The following is a 14,549-nucleotide window of genomic DNA, read 5'->3' on the forward strand; positions in this document are numbered from 1 at the left end:
AGCCTAAAGGACGTCACCCGGTGCTGCCAACCCTCGTCCGGGGGGTTCGGGAGGGCCTACCCGATCACTTCCGCGATCCGCCGCAACGTGCGCGCGTCCCCGCGCAGCAGCAGCGTCGTCACCACCGTGTCCTCCCACGCGGCCAGCTCGGCCCGGATCTTCTCCGGCGGCCCGATCAGCGAGGTGTCCTCCACCAGCGACGTGGGGATCGCCGCGGTGGCCTCCTCCTTCCGCCCGGCGAGGTAGAGCTCCTGCACCTTCTCCGCGACGTCGGCGTAGCCGAGCCGGGCGAACACGTCCTTGTGGAAGTTCACCTGCTTGGCCCCCATACCGCCGATGTAGAGCGCCAGCGACGGCTTGATGAACCCGGCCGCGGTCTCGACGTCGTCGTGCACGATGACCGGCACCGACGCGGCCACCTCGAAATCGGCCTGGGTGTGCCGGGAACCGGGGCGCGCGAAGCCGTCCGCGAGCGCCTCCCGGTAGAACGCGTCGCTCTTCGGGGAGAAGAACAGCGGCAGCCAGCCGTCGCAGATCTCGGCCGCCAGCGCCACGTTCTTCGGCCCCTCGGCGGCCAGGTAGATGGGGATCTCCGGGCGCAGCGGGTGCACTGTGGACTTCAGCGGCTTGCCCAGCCCGGTCCCGTCCTTGAGCGGCAGCTGGTACTGCTCGCCGTCGAAGGTCACCGGCTCGCGCCGCGCCACCACCCGGCGCACGATCTCCACGTACTCCCGCGTCCGGGCCAGCGGCCGCGGGTAGGGCTGCCCGTACCAGCCCTCCACCACCTGAGGGCCGGACGCGCCGAGACCGAGGACGAACCGGCCGCCGGAGAGGTGGTCCAGCGTCATCGCGGCCATCGCGGTCGCGGTCGGGGTGCGGGCCGACATCTGGACGATGTTGGTGCCCAGCTTGACCCGTGAGGTCGCCGCGCCCCACCAGGCCAGCGGGGTCAGCGCGTCCGAGCCGTACCCCTCGGCGGTCCACACCGAGTCGAACCCCAGCTCCTCCGCCGTGCGGATCGCCTCGAGCGCGCCTTCCGGCGGGCCCGCGGACCAGTAACCGATGTGATAGCCGAGCTTCACGACACCTCCCGGGGGACGTAGTGGATGGGACTGTCCCGTTCAGACAGCGGCGGCAGGTTCCGGGCGGGTGTCTCCACCAGCGGGGCGTCCGCCGGGACCTCCCCGCGCACCCGCCGCCACGCCGCCCTGGCGCGCGGGTGGTAGCGGCGGTCGTGCGGCACCAACCGGAACGCCAGCCCGATCGCGCGGCCGGCCAGCCGGTGCAGCACCTCGCTGCGGCGTGACCAGGAGTAGCCCAGCCGCTCCCGCACCGCCGGGTGGTACAGGCCGACGGTCCACCACACGAACGACTTCGCGATGCCGAGGCGCAGCACCCACCACACCGGCTCCGGCATCCAGGACACGAACGGCGGCTTGGCGATCCCGCGGAGGTCGAGCACGTCCCGCGTGGCCTTGTTGTCCTCCAGCACCTCGGTGCACATGCGGTCCCAGTAGGACTGGAACTCCTCCCACGTGGCGGGCACCGGCCGCATGCTCAGGCCGTAGAGCCGGTACCACTGGACGTGCTCGTCGAACAGCCGCCGCTTGTCCGCCTCGCTCAGCCCGCCCATCATCCGCTCCGCGGCGACCACGGTGAGCATGAAGAACGTCGAGTGCGCCCAGTAGAACGTGCCGGGGTTCAGCGCGTGGTAGCGGCGGCCGCGGGCGTCCACGCCCTGGATCGTCTCGTGGTAGCCGCGCACGGCTCGCGCGGTCTCCGCCGCGCGCGGGCCGTCGTAGACCACGCCGCCGATCGGGTACAGCGAGCGGAACAGCCGCTGCCAGCGTTCGGCGAAGAACCGCGAGTGCTCCTCGACCCCGGCGCCGAGTTCGGGGTGCATGTTCTGCATCGAGCCCGCCCACAGCGCCATGAGCACGGTCCGCCAGTCGCCGAAGTACTTCCACGTCAGGGACTCGGGGCCCAGGGGCTGCACTGCCATGATCCGAACGCTACAATTGACAACACGTGTAGTCAATTGTGAGGGCGGATGACGGAGAAGACCTGGGCGGGCACCACCCTGAGCGACCGCCGGGCGGCCCGGCGCGCCCAGCTGCTCGACGCCGGGCTCGACCTGCTCGGCACCGCGGGCAGCGCCGCGGTGACCGTGCGCGCGGTGTGCCGGCACGCCAAGCTCACCGAGCGCTACTTCTACGAGAACTTCGCCGACCGCGAGGAGCTGGTCGTCGCGGTCTACGAGCAGGTCGCCGCCGAGGCCCACCGCGCGCTGGCCGACGCGGTGCCGGACAGCCGCCGGGACCCGGCCGAACGCGCCGAGGCGGCGGTCACCGCCTTCGTCGAGCTGATGCTCGACGATCCGCGCAAGGGCCGGGTCATGCTGCTGGCTCCGATCACCGACCCGGCCCTGTCCGCCCGCGGGGTGGCGCTGCTGCCCGCCTTCGCCGGGCTGGTCCGCGAGCAGCTGCCCGAGCGCATGGACGCGCTGGAGAAGCAGCTGACCGCGATCGGCCTCGTCGGCGCGCTGACCCACCTGTTCACCGCCTACCTGTCCGGCACGCCGGAGATGTCCCGCGAGCGCCTCGTGGAGCACTGCGTGCGCCTGCTGGCGCGATCGTCCTAAGCGGACTCGCGTTCGGCCGCGAGTTCGAGGGCGATGTCGATGATCATGTCCTCCTGACCGCCGACGTAGCGTCGCTCCCCCACCCGGTACAGGATCTCGTGGGCGGGCACCTTGTACCGTTCCGCGGCGCGCTCGGCGTGCAGCAGGAAGCTGGAGTACACCCCGGCGAACCCCTGCACGATCGACGACCGGTCCATCACCGGCAGCCGCGTGATGAACGGCTTCACGACGTTCTCCGCGGCGTCCATCAGCACGTCCTTGTCCACCCCGGTCTCGACGCCGAGCCGCTCGAACACCGCGGCCAGCACCTCGGTCGGCGAGTTTCCGGCCCCGGCGCCGAGCGCGACGAGCGAGCCGTCGATCTGCTTGGCGCCGGCCCGGTGGGCGAGCACCGAGTTCGCCACGCCGAAGCTGAGGTTCTGGTGGCCGTGGTAGCCCACCTGCGCCGCGTCGCCGAACTCCGCGGCCAGCGCGGCCACCCGGTCGGCGGCCTCCTCCAGGATCAGCGCGCCGGCGGAGTCCACCACGTACACGCACTGGCACCCGGCGTCGACCATGATCCGGCCCTGCTTGGCCAGGGTCTCCGGCGTGGCCATGTGCGACAGCATCAGGAACCCGACGGTCTCCAGCCCGAGCTTGCGCGCCTCGGTGAAGTGCTGGATCGACACGTCCGCCTCGGTGCAGTGCGTGGCGATCCGCACCGCGCCCGCACCCAGATCGGCGGCGGCCTTCAGGTCGGTCACCGTGCCCAGGCCGGGCAGCAGCAGCACGGCGATGGTGGCCTGCTTGGCCTCCTCGACGGCCGCGGCGATCAGCTTGCGCTCGTCCACCAGCGAGAAGCCGTAGTTGAAAGTGGACCCGCCCAGGCCGTCGCCGTGGGTCACCTCGATCAGCGAGATCCCGGCCGCGTCGAGCGCGCGCACGGTGTCCCGGACGTTGGCCTCGGTGAACTGGTGGGCCATGGCGTGGCTGCCGTCGCGCAGGCTCGTGTCGACCAGGCGCACCTCCCGCTCGGTCATGCCGGCACCTCCTGCGTGCGGTTGGCGGCCAGCAGCTCGCCCACGCGGGCCGCGGCGGCGGTCATGATGTCCAGGTTCCCGGCATACGGCGGCAGGTAGTCGCCGTTGCCGGCGACCTCCAGGAACACCGCGACCCGGGCCCGGCCCCGCCAGTCCGGCCGCGGGTCGTCGAACTGCGGCGCGGCCTTGAGCGTGTAGCCGGGGACGTAGGTCTGCACGTCGGCGACCATCCGCTCGATCGAGGCGGTGATCGCGTCCCGGTCGGCGTCCGGCGAGATCGCGCAGAACACGGTGTCGCGCATGATGGGCGGCGGTTCGACCGGGTTGATGATGATGATCGCCTTGCCCTTCGCCGCACCCCCGACGATCTCCAGGCCGCGCGCGGTGGTCTCGGTGAACTCGTCGATGTTGGCGCGCGTGCCCGGCCCCGCCGACCTCGAGGACACCGACGCGACGATCTCGGCGTAGGGCACCTCGGTGACGCGGGAGACCGCGTGCACGATCGGGATGGTGGCCTGGCCGCCACAGGTGATCATGTTGAAGTTCGCGGCGCCCAGCTGGTCCGGCAGGTCCACCGCGGGGCAGGTGAACGGGCCGACCGCGGCCGGGGTCAGGTCGACGGCCTGGATGCCGGCCTCGGCGTAGCGCGGGGCGTTGGCCAGGTGGGCCTTGGCGGAGGTGGCCTCGAAGACGATGTCCGGCAGCTCGTCGCGGGACAGCAGCCAGTCCACGCCCTCGGCCGAAGTTTCCACGCCCAGCGCGGCCGCCCGCTTCAGGCCGTCGGAGGCCGGGTCCACCCCGACCATGTACGCGACCTCGATGTGCTCGCTGCGCCGCAGCTTGACGAGCAGATCGGTGCCGATGTTGCCGGGTCCGACGATCGCGGCCCGTGCTTTCCGGGTGCTCATGCGCCCTCCTTCCGGGGTCGGCTCCACGGTGCGCCCCGGACTGGGGCACACTCAACGCATGTGTGCCGCTGAGCGGGACGACGGGATGACCGCCGCACGGATCGCCGCGCTGCTCGGCGCGTTCCGGCCCGGGGATCAAGCGCTGGGGGCGTCCGAACTGGCCCGCCGCACCGGCGTGCCGAAGTCGTCGGTGCACCGGCTGACCGGGCACCTGGTCACCCACGGCCTGCTGGAGCGCGACGGCACCGCGGTGCGGCTCGGGCTGCGGCTGTTCGAAATCGGACAGCTGGCCGGGCGGGAGCGCGGGCTCGTCGACGCTGCCCGCCCCTACCTGGCCGATCTGCGGGAAGCCACGCGCAACACGGTGCACCTGGCCGTGCTGGAGGGCACCGAGGTGGTCTACCTGGACATCGTGCGCGGGCCGGACGCGCCCGCCCTGCCCTCGCGCATCGGCGGCCGGTTCCCCGCGCACGCCACGGCGGTGGGCAAGGCGATCCTGGCGCACTCGCCCGCCTCCGTGCTGGACACCGTGCTGGCGGCGGGGCTGACCAGGGTGGGCCCGCGCACCATCACCGCGCCCGGGCTGCTGCGGCGGCAGCTGACCAGGATCCGCGACGAGGGGGTCGCCTACGAGCGAGAGGAATCCGGGGTGGGCGTAACCTGTGCAGCCAGTCCAGTGCTCGACGCGACCGGTCGGGCACGGGCCGCGATTTCGATCTCGGGCTGGAGCAACCGGGTCCGGGTCGAGCGCGTCTCTCCAGCGGTGCGCACGGCGGCTCTCGCTTTGTCGCGGGCCTTGCCGTAGGGTCTCGCGCACCAGCGGGGAAGATCGACACGTAGGTCTCGTGGCGCTCGCCGGGCCACGGGGATGTTAGGGAGGATTGGCGTGACCACCGCGACCACCCAGGTAGACGACCTTCGGCTCGTGGCGGCGCCGACCGCCGTCAGCTGCGCCGAGATGTTCGTCCGTTTCGCCCTCCTGGAGTGGAAACTACGCCCGCTGGCCGACGACGCGGCGACCGTCATCCGGCACCTGGTGCGGTCCTCGGTGGACGGGGCGGACCGGCGATCGCCCCGCTTCCTGACCGTGCGGTTGCGCCTGCACCGCGACGTGGTGGTCGTCGAACTCGACGACGACCGCCCCGGCGAACCCCCCGAACTGCCCGGCTGGACCATCAACACGGTCGCCCTGCCCGGCGGGCACCGCACCGCGTGGTGCGAGCTGCCGCTGCCCGCCGGGGTGACCGGTGCCCTCCCGACGCGCTCCCCGCACCGCCTGCCCAGCCCGGCGACCGAGTACCCGGCCGGGGAGCCGTTGCCGGAGCCCGACTTCCTGGACTCGCAGATCCTGCAGCGGGTGCTGCACGGACTCAACGGCTCCGCGCGATAGCGCTTTCTGCCGCGACCGGCCACGCGGGGATTGCCCCGCGTGGCGTGCGGTCGGCTGCGCCCTCAGGCGAGTCCGCGTATCGCCTGCGCAGGTGGGCGTTCCCCGGCGATGGTCGCCACCATCTCCAGCACGCGGCGCGTCTGCTGGACCTCGTGGACGCGGAAGACCTGCGCCCCGTCCCGCGCGGCGAGCGCCGTCGCGGCCAGGGTGCCGTCCAGGCGCTCGGTGATCCCGGCCCCCAGGGTCTCGCCGACGAAGTCCTTGTTGGACAGTGCCATGAGGACCGGCCAGCCGGTCGCCGTCAGCTCGTTCGCGTGCCGCAGCAGCGCCAGGCTGTGCCAGGTGTTCTTGCCGAAGTCGTGCGTCGGGTCGATCAGGACGCCGCCGCGCGGCACGCCGAGCGCCACGACCTCCTCGGCGCGGCGGGTGAGCTCCTCGATCACCTGCGCCACCACGTCCTCGTAGCGCACGCGGAACGGGCGCGTCCGCGGCACCGCTCCCCCGGTGTGCGAGCACACGTACCCGGCGCCGAACTCGGCCGCGACCTCCGCCAGCCGCGGGTCGGCGCCGGCCCAGGTGTCGTTGAGCAGGTCCGCCCCGGCCTGGCAGGCCAGGCGTCCCACCTCGTGCCGCCAGGTGTCCACGCTGATCACCAGGTCCGGGTGCCGCCGCCGGATCTCGGCCGCGAAGGGCACCACCCGGCGGGTCTCCTCGGCCACGCCGACGTCGCTGCCCGGGCCGGCCTTGACCCCGCCGATGTCCACGATGTCGGCGCCCTCGGCGACGGCCCGGTCGACGGCCGCGAGGGCGTCCGGATCGGCGAAGGACGCGCCCCGGTCGTAGAACGAATCGGGCGTGCGGTTCACGATCGCCATCACGAGCGCGCGGTCGGAGACGATGCGCCGGCCGCGGAAGACCAAGTCGACTGCCACGAGTTCATCATGCCTGCCGTGCCGGGGGCGCGATAACGCGCGTTATGCCCTAAGTTGCTTCCAGAAGAGCGAAGGGGGTGCGCGGATGGCCACCCGGCACGGCCCGGCGGGCCCGGCGGACAGCCACAGCAGGGAACGGTTCCTGCAGGCCGCGCTGAAAGTTCTCCTCGAGCATGGCGTGTCCGGGCTGACCGTGCGCAGCGTCGCCGAGGCGGCCGGCACGTCGACGATCGGGGTGTACACGCGCTTCGGCGGCCGCAACGGTGTGCTGGACGCCTTGTACGAGCGCACTTTCGAGATGCTGCACGAGAAGTTCGCGGCCGTGCCCCGGGTTCCCGGCGATCCGGCCGCGGGGATCCTCGCGCTGGCGCGGGCCTACCGGCGGTTCGCGCTGGACAGCCCGGCGCGGTACTCGTTCATGTTCGAGCAGTCGGTGCCCGGGTTCGACCCGGACCCGGATCTGCGGGCTTTCGCGCAGCGCAGCACCTTCGACCTGCTCGTGGACCGCGTGACGCCGGCGACGCCGCCCGGCCGCGATCCGAACGTCACCGGCTACCTGATCTGGACCACGATGCACGGGCTGGTGAGCGTCGAGCTGACGCACCGCGCGCGCAACCCGCCGCCGAAGTGGTTCATCGCCACGACGGACACCGCCTATGACGACATCTTCGGCGCCGGCATCCGCGCGATGCTGAACGGTCTGGACCTGGAATTCGGCTGAGCCGGGAACCCCGCGGGCGGTCGGGCCTCCGGCCCCGGATCAGCCGGCTCACGACGGCTCACGCACGCCCGAGGGCCCGGGTAGCCACCGCCCCCGGACACGACCGTGGCCCCCGGTCCAGGAGAACCGGGGGCCACGAATCGATCAGTCAGCCTGAGCTAAACGCTCACGCACCGCCCGACAGCTTCTCGCGCAGGGCCGCGAGCTGCTCGTCACTGGCGAGGGTGCCGCCGCTGCGCTGCTCCGCGCCGCCACCGGTCGAGCTGTAGTTTTGCTCGCCGCCGCCGACCGGGCCGCCGGTGGCCTCCTCGGCCGCCGCCTGGGCGTTGGCCTCGGCCGCCTTGGCGATCTGCCGCATGTGGGCCTCGTAGCGGGCGTGCGCCTCGGCGTACTGGCGCTCCCACTCCTCACGCTGCTTGTCGTAGCCTTCCTGCCACTCCTGCGTGTCGGGGTCGAAGCCCTCGGGGTAGATGTAGTTGCCCTGGTCGTCGTACTCGGCGGCCATGCCGTACTGCGTCGGGTCGAACTCGGTGTCGGTGGTGAAGCCCTCGTTCGCCTGCTTCAGCGACAGCGAGATCCGGCGGCGCTCCAGGTCGATGTCGATGACCTTGACCATGACCTCGGTGCCGACCTGCACGACCTGCTCCGGGATCTCCACGTGGCGCTCGGCCAGCTCGGAGATGTGCACCAGGCCCTCGATGCCCTCCTCGACGCGGACGAACGCGCCGAACGGGACGAGCTTGGTGACCTTGCCCGGCACGATCTGGCCGATCGCGTGGGTGCGGGCGAACTGGCGCCACGGGTCTTCCTGGGTCGCCTTCAGCGACAGGGACACGCGCTCGCGGTCCATGTCGACGTCCAGCACCTCGACGGTGACCTCCTGGCCGACCTCGACAACCTCGGACGGGTGGTCGATGTGCTTCCAGGACAGCTCCGAGACGTGCACCAGACCGTCGACGCCGCCGAGGTCGACGAACGCGCCGAAGTTGACGATCGAGGACACGACGCCCTTGCGGACCTGGCCCTTGGCGAGCGCGTTGAGGAACTCGCTGCGGACCTCGGACTGGGTCTGCTCGAGGTAGGCGCGGCGGGACAGGACCACGTTGTTGCGGTTCTTGTCCAGCTCGATGATCTTGGCCTCGAGCTCGCGGCCGACGTAGGGCTGCAGGTCCCGCACGCGGCGCATCTCCACCAGGGAGGCGGGCAGGAAGCCGCGCAGGCCGATGTCGAGGATCAGGCCGCCCTTGACGACCTCGATGACGGTGCCCTTGACGGGCTCGTCCTTCTCCTTGAGCTCCTCGATCGTGCCCCAGGCGCGCTCGTACTGCGCGCGCTTCTTGGACAGGATCAGCCGGCCTTCCTTGTCCTCCTTCTGGAGGACGAGGGCCTCGACCTCGTCACCGACGCTGACGACCTCGCCGGGATCGACATCGTGCTTGATGGACAGCTCACGCGAGGGGATGACGCCCTCGGTCTTGTAACCGATGTCGAGCAGCACCTCGTCGCGGTCGACCTTGACGATGGTGCCCTCAACGATATCGCCGTCGTTGAAGTACTTGATCGTCTTGTCGATCGCGGCGAGGAAGTCTTCCTCCGACCCGATGTCGTTGACGGCGACCTGGGCGGCGCCGGACGTCGGGGCGGTGGTGGTGTCGGTCGTCATTAGGTGGGTTGCTCCGGTTGGTTTACGGCTCGAGTAGGTTTGCAGTTTGCGTGCGCGGTGAGCGTACGACGGCAACCATGAGCAAACGTTCACAACGGAACGGCCGCGGAGCATCACCGCCGACGGTGCGCGACCCGGAACCCGGCTCAGCTCGGCCGAGTGGAAGGTAGCGCGAACCCACTGCGCTAGAGATATCGTACGCGGCCGCCTGCGAACCACACAAACAGGGTCGCCCTCTCGGACGCGCGGCGGCCGGCCGGTGAGAATACCGGTGTGACGACGGCGGGTGACGACAGCGGCGAGGACCTTCACGCGGACCTGGACCCGGACTTGGACACCGACCGGCACGCGCGGGCCGAACAGCGGCTCGGCACGGTCGGCGTGGCGCACCGGGAGGTGGCCGCGCACGAGGCGACGGCGGCCAATCTGGCCTGGTGGGACGCCGACGCCGACGACTACCAGGCCACCCACGGCGACTTCCTCGGCGACGCGGACTTCGTGTGGTGCCCGGAGGGCGTGCGCGAGGCCGACGCCCGCCTGCTCGGCGACGTGCGCGGCCGACGGGTGGCCGAGATCGGTTGCGGCCAGGCGGCGTGCTCCCGCTGGCTCGCCACCGCCGGGGCGCACCCGGTCGGGCTCGACCTGTCCGCCGGGATGCTCCGGCACGCCCGCGCGGGCGCCGTGCGCACCGGCATCGACGTGCCGCTGATCCAGGCGACGGCCGAGCGGCTGCCGCTGGCGGAGGCGAGCATGGACGCGGCCTGCTCGGCGTTCGGCGCGCTGCCGTTCGTGGCCTCGCTCGAGACCGTGTTCGCCGAGGTGCGCCGGGTGCTGCGGCCGGGCGGCCCGTGGGTGTTCGCGGTGACTCACCCGATCCGGTGGATCTTTCCGGACGATCCCGGCCCGGCGGGGCTGACCGCGAGCCAGCCGTACTTCGACCGCACCCCCTACGTCGAGGTCGACGCCGACGGCAAGGCCACCTACGTCGAGTACCACCGCACGATCGGCGACTACGTGCGGGCGCTGGCGGCCACCGGGTTCGTGCTGGAGGACCTGCTGGAGCCGGAGTGGCCGGCCGGGCACACCCGCGTGTGGGGGCAGTGGAGCCCGTTGCGCGGCAAGCTCTTCCCGGGCACCGCGATCTTCCGGGCCCGCGCAGGGACCCGGTGAACGCCGCGCTGCTGTCCGCGCAGCGGGCCCGGTTCACCGCGCTGGACCCGCTGCTGCCGCCCGCCGCGCCGCCGCCGGAGGGTGAGGTGCTCGAGGCGGCCACGGCCGGCGGCACCCGGGTCGCCGGCGTGCTCCAGGTCCAGCGGCACGAGCCGGGCGCGTTCGACCTGCTGTGGTCCGCGGCGCGGGTGTGGCAGCTGTTCCCCTGCATCGGGGACACCGGGACCGAGGGCATGGACGCGCTGCTGCGCGCGTGGCGGCACCGGATGGACCGCGAGTCGCCCGGCCCCGATTCGTCGTGCACCGTGACCTGGCCGAGCCGGGACGCCGAGGCGGTGCGCGCGTTCCTCGACCACGGCCTGGTCCCGTTGTCGGTGCTCGCGGTGCGCACCGGCCCGCCGCAGGACCACGCGCCCCCACCGGGGGTGACGATCCGCCGCGCACGGCCGGAGGACTTGGAGGAGGTCGTGGCCCTGTCGCTGGCGACGTTCCGCTACTCCGGCCTGGTCGCCGGCCCGTGGCGGCCGGGCACCGCGGAGCTGATCACCCCGCGCCTGGAGCGCAACCTCGCCGCGGAAGCCCCGATCTGGCTCGCCGAACGGGACGGGGTCGCCGTGGCGCTGGCCGACTGCGGCTGGGTCGAGTCGGCGCCCGGGTCGTGGGCGGCCGAGTTGCTGCCCGCCGGCCAGTGGGGTTACGTCAACAACGTCGCCACCCGCGAGTACGCGCGTGGCGAGGGCATCGGCCGGGCGCTGATGGCCCGGGTGCACCGCGAGTTCGCCGACCGGGGCGCCCGCGCGACCTACCTCTACTACAACCCGGCCAACCCGCTGTCCTCGGTGTTCTGGCCGCGCCAGGGGTACCGGCCGCTGTGGTCGTACTGGGAGGTGCGGCCCGCCTCGGCGCTGCGGTGACCCCCGAGTTGCCGTCCCCGGCAAGGAGTCGTATCTTTTGAACTGACCAGTCAGTTCAAAAGAGGGGGATCCTGTGCGGGTGCACGCCGACCGGGTCACCGTCGAAGGTCCGCACGGCACGCTGCTGCCGCCGACCTCGCTCACCGCCACCGAGGGCGAACTCGTCTTCGTGCACGGCGAGCCGGGCGCCGGGGTCACCGCGTTCGGCCTCGCCCTGACCGGGCGGATGCGGCCGTCGACCGGGCTCGTGACGCTCGACGGCACGGCGGACGCGGCCAAGCTGCGTCGTATCGGCGCCGTGGTGGACGCGCCGGAGATCACCGCGCCGGAAGGCTCGCTGCCGGTGCGGATGGTGGTCGCCGAGGAGTTGTCGATCGGGAAGCTGCCCTCGGGCAAGGACGCCGTCGCGCGGTGGCTGTCCGAGCACGACCTCGCCGGGCGCGCGGGCGTCCGGTTCGAGCACCTGTCCCCCGCCGAGCGCACCCGGCTGCTCACCGCGCTGGCCGCCGCGCGGCCCGGCGTGCGGCTGCTCGTGCTCGACACCCCCGACCGGCACACCAGCGATGTCGCGAGCTGGGCGGACCTGGCCCGCGAGCACGCCGCGCGCGGGTTCGCCGTCGTCGTGCTGACCGCCACCACCCCACCCGAGGCGCTGCCCGCTCCCCCGGCCCGGCTCGGCCGGACCGAGCAGCCCGAACCCGAACTCGTGCAAGGAGATCCGCAGTGACCGGCCTCCGTCTCGCCGCCGGGGAACTGCGCCGCCTGACCTCCGGCAAGCTGCCCAAGCTCGCCGTGGCCGCCCTGGTGCTCGTCCCCCTGCTCTACGCGTCGTTCTACCTCTACGCCAACTTCGACCCCTACGGCCGCCTGGGCAACCTGCCCGCGGCGATCGTCAACGAGGACACCGGCAGCGCCGACCGCAACGTCGGCGACGAGGTCACCTCCTCGGTCGTCGGCTCCGGCACCTTCCAGTGGCACGAGGTGTCCGCCGCCGAGGCCGACGCAGGGGTGCGCGACGACCGCTACTCGTTCGCCATCACCATCCCGCGCGACTTCTCCGCGGCGCTGCTGTCCAGCGGGAACTTCAACCCCCAGCGGGCGACGATCCAGCTGACCACGAACGACGCGAACAACTACCTCTCGCACACCATCGCCAACCAGGTGGCCGAGCAGATCCGCGGCACGATCGCGGAGAAGGTGGGCAGCGAGGCGGCGAACCGGTTCCTGATGGGCTTTTCGACCATCTACGAGCAGACCCAGCAGGCCGCGACCGGCGCGACCCAGCTCGCCGACGGCGCGAACCGGCTGCTGACCGGCCAGCAGCAGCTCGCCGACGGGGCCCAGCAGCTGGCGACCGGCAGCGCCCAGCTGTCGTCCGGGCTGTCCACGCTGCGGTCGAGCACCGCGACCCTGCCGCAGAGCACCCGGCAGCTGGCCGACGGTGCGCAGCAGGTCGCCGACGGCAACAGCCAGGTCGCCGCGGCCGGGTCCACCGTCGCGAGCGGATCCGCCCAGCTCGTCACCAACCTCGACAACGTGAACGGCCAGCTCACCGACCGGCTGCGCGCCGCCGGGCTGTCGGAGACCGACATCCAGCGCGTGCAGGGCGTGCTGGGTGACCTGCGAGCCCCGGTCGACCAGGCCAACGCCCGGATCCAGCAGACCTCCGCCCAGCTGAACCAGCTCGCCGACGGGGCACGGCGGGTCGCGGCCGGCGCGGCCACCCTGGCGAACTCGGCGCCGGCGCTGTCCGGCGGGATCGCGCAGGCCGCCGACGGCGCGAGCACCCTGTCGGCCGGGGCCGCCCAGCTCAACGACGGCGAGAAGACCGCGCTGTCCGGCACCCAGCAGCTGGCGGCCGGCGCCGGACAGCTGCGGGACGGCCTGAACAACGGGCTGGGGCAGATCCCCAACCCCAGCGACCCGACCCGGACGGCGACGGCGGACACGATCGCCGACCCGGTGGCCGTCAACTCGGTCGGCGTCGCCTCGGCCGGCACCTACGGCGCCGGGCTGGCCCCGTTCTTCCTCGCCCTGGCCACCTGGATCGGCGCGTTCGTGCTGTTCTTGCTGATCCGGCCGCTGTCGTCGCGGGCGATCGCGGCCGGCACCGCGCCGCTGCGGGTCGCGCTCGGCGGGTGGCTGCCCTCGGCGCTGCTGGGCATCGCGCAGGTCGTCGTGCTGTTCGCCGCGGTGACGTGGTTCGTCGGCATCCACATCGCGCACCCGGTGGCCGCGCTGGCGTTCGCGATCCTGGCGTCGCTGACGTTCACCGCGATCGTGCACGCGCTCAACGCGTTCTTCGGCGCCGTCGGCAAGTTCCTCGGGCTGGTGCTGCTGGTGCTGCAGCTGGTCAGCGCGGGCGGCACGTTCCCGTGGCAGACCCTGCCGGACGCGCTGTACCCGCTTCACGTCGTGCTGCCCATGGGGTACGTGGTCGACGGGCTGCGGCACCTGATGTACACCGGGGCGTCGCTGCGGAACCTCCTGGACATCGGGGTGCTGGTCGCCTACCTGGTGGGCGCGCTCGCGGTGTCGGCGCTGGCCGCGCGCAAGCAGCGGCTGTGGACGGTGTCGAAGCTCCAGCCGGAGCTGTCGCTGTGAGTCCGCGCGGCGAGAACACCAAGCAGAAGCTGTTCGAGGCGACGCTGCGGCTGGCGACCGAGAAGGGGCTGGCCGGGCTGACGGTGGACGAGATCGCCGCGGCGGCCGGGGTCGCCAAGGGCACCGTGTACTACAACTTCGGCAGCAAGGACGGGCTGATCGACGCGCTGCTGCGCTACGGCGTCGGCCGGCTCGCCGAGCAGCTGCGGGCGCACATGGGTGAGGCGGACCCGGTGGCCGCGCTGGAGGCGATGGTGGACACCGGGCTGGAGTTCATCGCCGGCCACCGCGGGTTCTCGCAGATCCTGGTCAGCGAGCTGTGGCGGACGCCCGGCCAGTGGCACGAGACGCTGTCGCTGCTGCGCGAGGACATCGTCTCGATCGTCAAGGAGCAGCTGCAACGGGTGTCCGACGCCGGGCGGTTGCCGGCTGGGGTGCAGGTGCCCACCGCGGCGGCCGGGTTGTTCGGCACCCTGCTGGTGGTCGCGCTGGACTGGCAGGTGTTCCAGCCGCAGCGGTCCCGCGCCGAGGTGCGGGAGGGCATCATGGTGCTGGTCCGCGGCGTGGCCGGGGCGAACGGGGGCTGA

At 72.4% G+C, this 14,549-nt stretch carries 15 protein-coding genes; 9 read left to right on the forward strand and 6 right to left on the reverse strand.

Going from position 1 to position 14,549, the window contains the following annotated elements; translation table 11 throughout:
- Positions 1–56: 56 nt before the first annotated feature.
- Both IE290_RS06180 and IE290_RS06185 read right to left on the reverse strand, forming a co-directional pair.
- Positions 57–1,082 (reverse strand): LLM class F420-dependent oxidoreductase, encoded by a 1,026-nt coding sequence (locus IE290_RS06180; protein WP_191243471.1) that lies wholly within the window; start codon positions 1,080–1,082, stop codon positions 57–59.
- The gene (locus tag IE290_RS06185) at positions 1,079–2,002 is read right to left on the reverse strand and encodes an oxygenase MpaB family protein (RefSeq protein WP_191243472.1); all 924 of its coding nucleotides are present in this window, start codon (positions 2,000–2,002) and stop codon (positions 1,079–1,081) included. Before IE290_RS06185 ends, IE290_RS06180 begins: the two co-directional genes overlap by 4 nt.
- A gap of 48 nt (positions 2,003–2,050) precedes the next feature.
- On the opposite strand from IE290_RS06185, the gene IE290_RS06190 reads away from it, so the two are divergent.
- Positions 2,051–2,641, forward strand: coding sequence for a TetR/AcrR family transcriptional regulator (locus IE290_RS06190; protein WP_191243473.1), 591 nt, complete (start codon positions 2,051–2,053; stop codon positions 2,639–2,641).
- On the opposite strand, the gene dmpG is transcribed toward IE290_RS06190, so the two are convergent.
- On the reverse strand, positions 2,638–3,660 hold the full coding sequence (dmpG, locus tag IE290_RS06195; RefSeq protein ID WP_191243474.1) for a 4-hydroxy-2-oxovalerate aldolase: 1,023 nt from the start codon (positions 3,658–3,660) through the stop codon (positions 2,638–2,640). The two genes, IE290_RS06190 and dmpG, sit on opposite strands and share 4 nt — an antisense overlap.
- Positions 3,657–4,568 (reverse strand): acetaldehyde dehydrogenase (acetylating), encoded by a 912-nt coding sequence (locus IE290_RS06200; protein WP_191243475.1) that lies wholly within the window; start codon positions 4,566–4,568, stop codon positions 3,657–3,659. The genes dmpG and IE290_RS06200 overlap by 4 nt, the downstream gene beginning before the upstream one ends.
- Before the next feature lie 58 nt (positions 4,569–4,626).
- Between IE290_RS06200 and IE290_RS06205 the strand changes: the two genes are divergently transcribed.
- Both IE290_RS06205 and IE290_RS06210 read left to right on the forward strand, forming a co-directional pair.
- Positions 4,627–5,373 (forward strand): IclR family transcriptional regulator, encoded by a 747-nt coding sequence (locus IE290_RS06205; protein ID WP_229874239.1) that lies wholly within the window; start codon positions 4,627–4,629, stop codon positions 5,371–5,373.
- Positions 5,374–5,454: 81 nt separating this feature from the next.
- Positions 5,455–5,958 carry a hypothetical protein gene (locus IE290_RS06210; protein WP_191243476.1) on the forward strand — a complete coding sequence of 168 codons (504 nt, stop codon included), beginning with the start codon at positions 5,455–5,457 and terminating at the stop codon, positions 5,956–5,958.
- A gap of 62 nt (positions 5,959–6,020) precedes the next feature.
- Here IE290_RS06210 and folP read toward each other — a convergent pair whose 3' ends face one another.
- Positions 6,021–6,833 (reverse strand): dihydropteroate synthase, encoded by an 813-nt coding sequence (gene folP / locus IE290_RS06215; protein ID WP_191243984.1) that lies wholly within the window; start codon positions 6,831–6,833, stop codon positions 6,021–6,023.
- A gap of 142 nt (positions 6,834–6,975) precedes the next feature.
- On the opposite strand from folP, the gene IE290_RS06220 reads away from it, so the two are divergent.
- Entirely contained in the window at positions 6,976–7,611 is a 636-nt protein-coding gene (locus IE290_RS06220; RefSeq protein WP_191243477.1) for a TetR/AcrR family transcriptional regulator, read from the forward strand.
- A 166-nt stretch (positions 7,612–7,777) separates the two neighbouring features.
- On the opposite strand, the gene rpsA is transcribed toward IE290_RS06220, so the two are convergent.
- A complete protein-coding gene (gene rpsA, locus IE290_RS06225) occupies positions 7,778–9,274 on the reverse strand; it encodes a 30S ribosomal protein S1 (RefSeq protein WP_191243478.1) in 1,497 nt (498 codons plus the stop codon).
- A 318-nt stretch (positions 9,275–9,592) separates the two neighbouring features.
- On the opposite strand from rpsA, the gene IE290_RS06230 reads away from it, so the two are divergent.
- The 5 genes from IE290_RS06230 to IE290_RS06250 all read left to right on the forward strand — a co-directional run bounded on the left by IE290_RS06230 (position 9,593) and on the right by IE290_RS06250 (position 14,549).
- Positions 9,593–10,444 carry a class I SAM-dependent methyltransferase gene (locus IE290_RS06230; protein WP_191243985.1) on the forward strand — a complete coding sequence of 284 codons (852 nt, stop codon included), beginning with the start codon at positions 9,593–9,595 and terminating at the stop codon, positions 10,442–10,444.
- A complete protein-coding gene (locus IE290_RS06235) occupies positions 10,441–11,358 on the forward strand; it encodes a GNAT family N-acetyltransferase (RefSeq protein ID WP_191243479.1) in 918 nt (305 codons plus the stop codon). The genes IE290_RS06230 and IE290_RS06235 overlap by 4 nt, the downstream gene beginning before the upstream one ends.
- Before the next feature lie 73 nt (positions 11,359–11,431).
- A complete protein-coding gene (locus IE290_RS06240; protein WP_191243480.1) occupies positions 11,432–12,085 on the forward strand; it encodes an ATP-binding cassette domain-containing protein in 654 nt (217 codons plus the stop codon).
- Positions 12,082–13,962, forward strand: coding sequence for a YhgE/Pip family protein (locus tag IE290_RS06245; protein WP_191243481.1), 1,881 nt, complete (start codon positions 12,082–12,084; stop codon positions 13,960–13,962). The genes IE290_RS06240 and IE290_RS06245 overlap by 4 nt, the downstream gene beginning before the upstream one ends.
- Positions 13,959–14,549, forward strand: coding sequence for a TetR/AcrR family transcriptional regulator (locus tag IE290_RS06250; protein ID WP_191243482.1), 591 nt, complete (start codon positions 13,959–13,961; stop codon positions 14,547–14,549). The genes IE290_RS06245 and IE290_RS06250 overlap by 4 nt, the downstream gene beginning before the upstream one ends.

Source organism: Amycolatopsis deserti (assembly GCF_014653945.1).
In the GTDB taxonomy this organism is placed as follows: Bacteria; Actinomycetota; Actinomycetes; order Mycobacteriales; family Pseudonocardiaceae; genus Amycolatopsis_E; species Amycolatopsis_E deserti.

Coding starts and splice junctions, on each gene's coding strand:
- IE290_RS06185 (WP_191243472.1), bottom strand. CDS start 2,002: ATGGCAGTGCAGCCCCTGGGCCCCGAGTCCCTGACGTGGAAGTACTTC.
- IE290_RS06190 (WP_191243473.1), top strand. CDS start 2,051: ATGACGGAGAAGACCTGGGCGGGCACCACCCTGAGCGACCGCCGGGCG.
- dmpG (WP_191243474.1), bottom strand. CDS start 3,660: ATGACCGAGCGGGAGGTGCGCCTGGTCGACACGAGCCTGCGCGACGGC.
- IE290_RS06200 (WP_191243475.1), bottom strand. CDS start 4,568: ATGAGCACCCGGAAAGCACGGGCCGCGATCGTCGGACCCGGCAACATC.
- IE290_RS06205 (WP_229874239.1), top strand. CDS start 4,627: ATGTGTGCCGCTGAGCGGGACGACGGGATGACCGCCGCACGGATCGCC.
- folP (WP_191243984.1), bottom strand. CDS start 6,833: ATGGCGATCGTGAACCGCACGCCCGATTCGTTCTACGACCGGGGCGCG.
- IE290_RS06220 (WP_191243477.1), top strand. CDS start 6,976: ATGGCCACCCGGCACGGCCCGGCGGGCCCGGCGGACAGCCACAGCAGG.
- rpsA (WP_191243478.1), bottom strand. CDS start 9,274: ATGACGACCGACACCACCACCGCCCCGACGTCCGGCGCCGCCCAGGTC.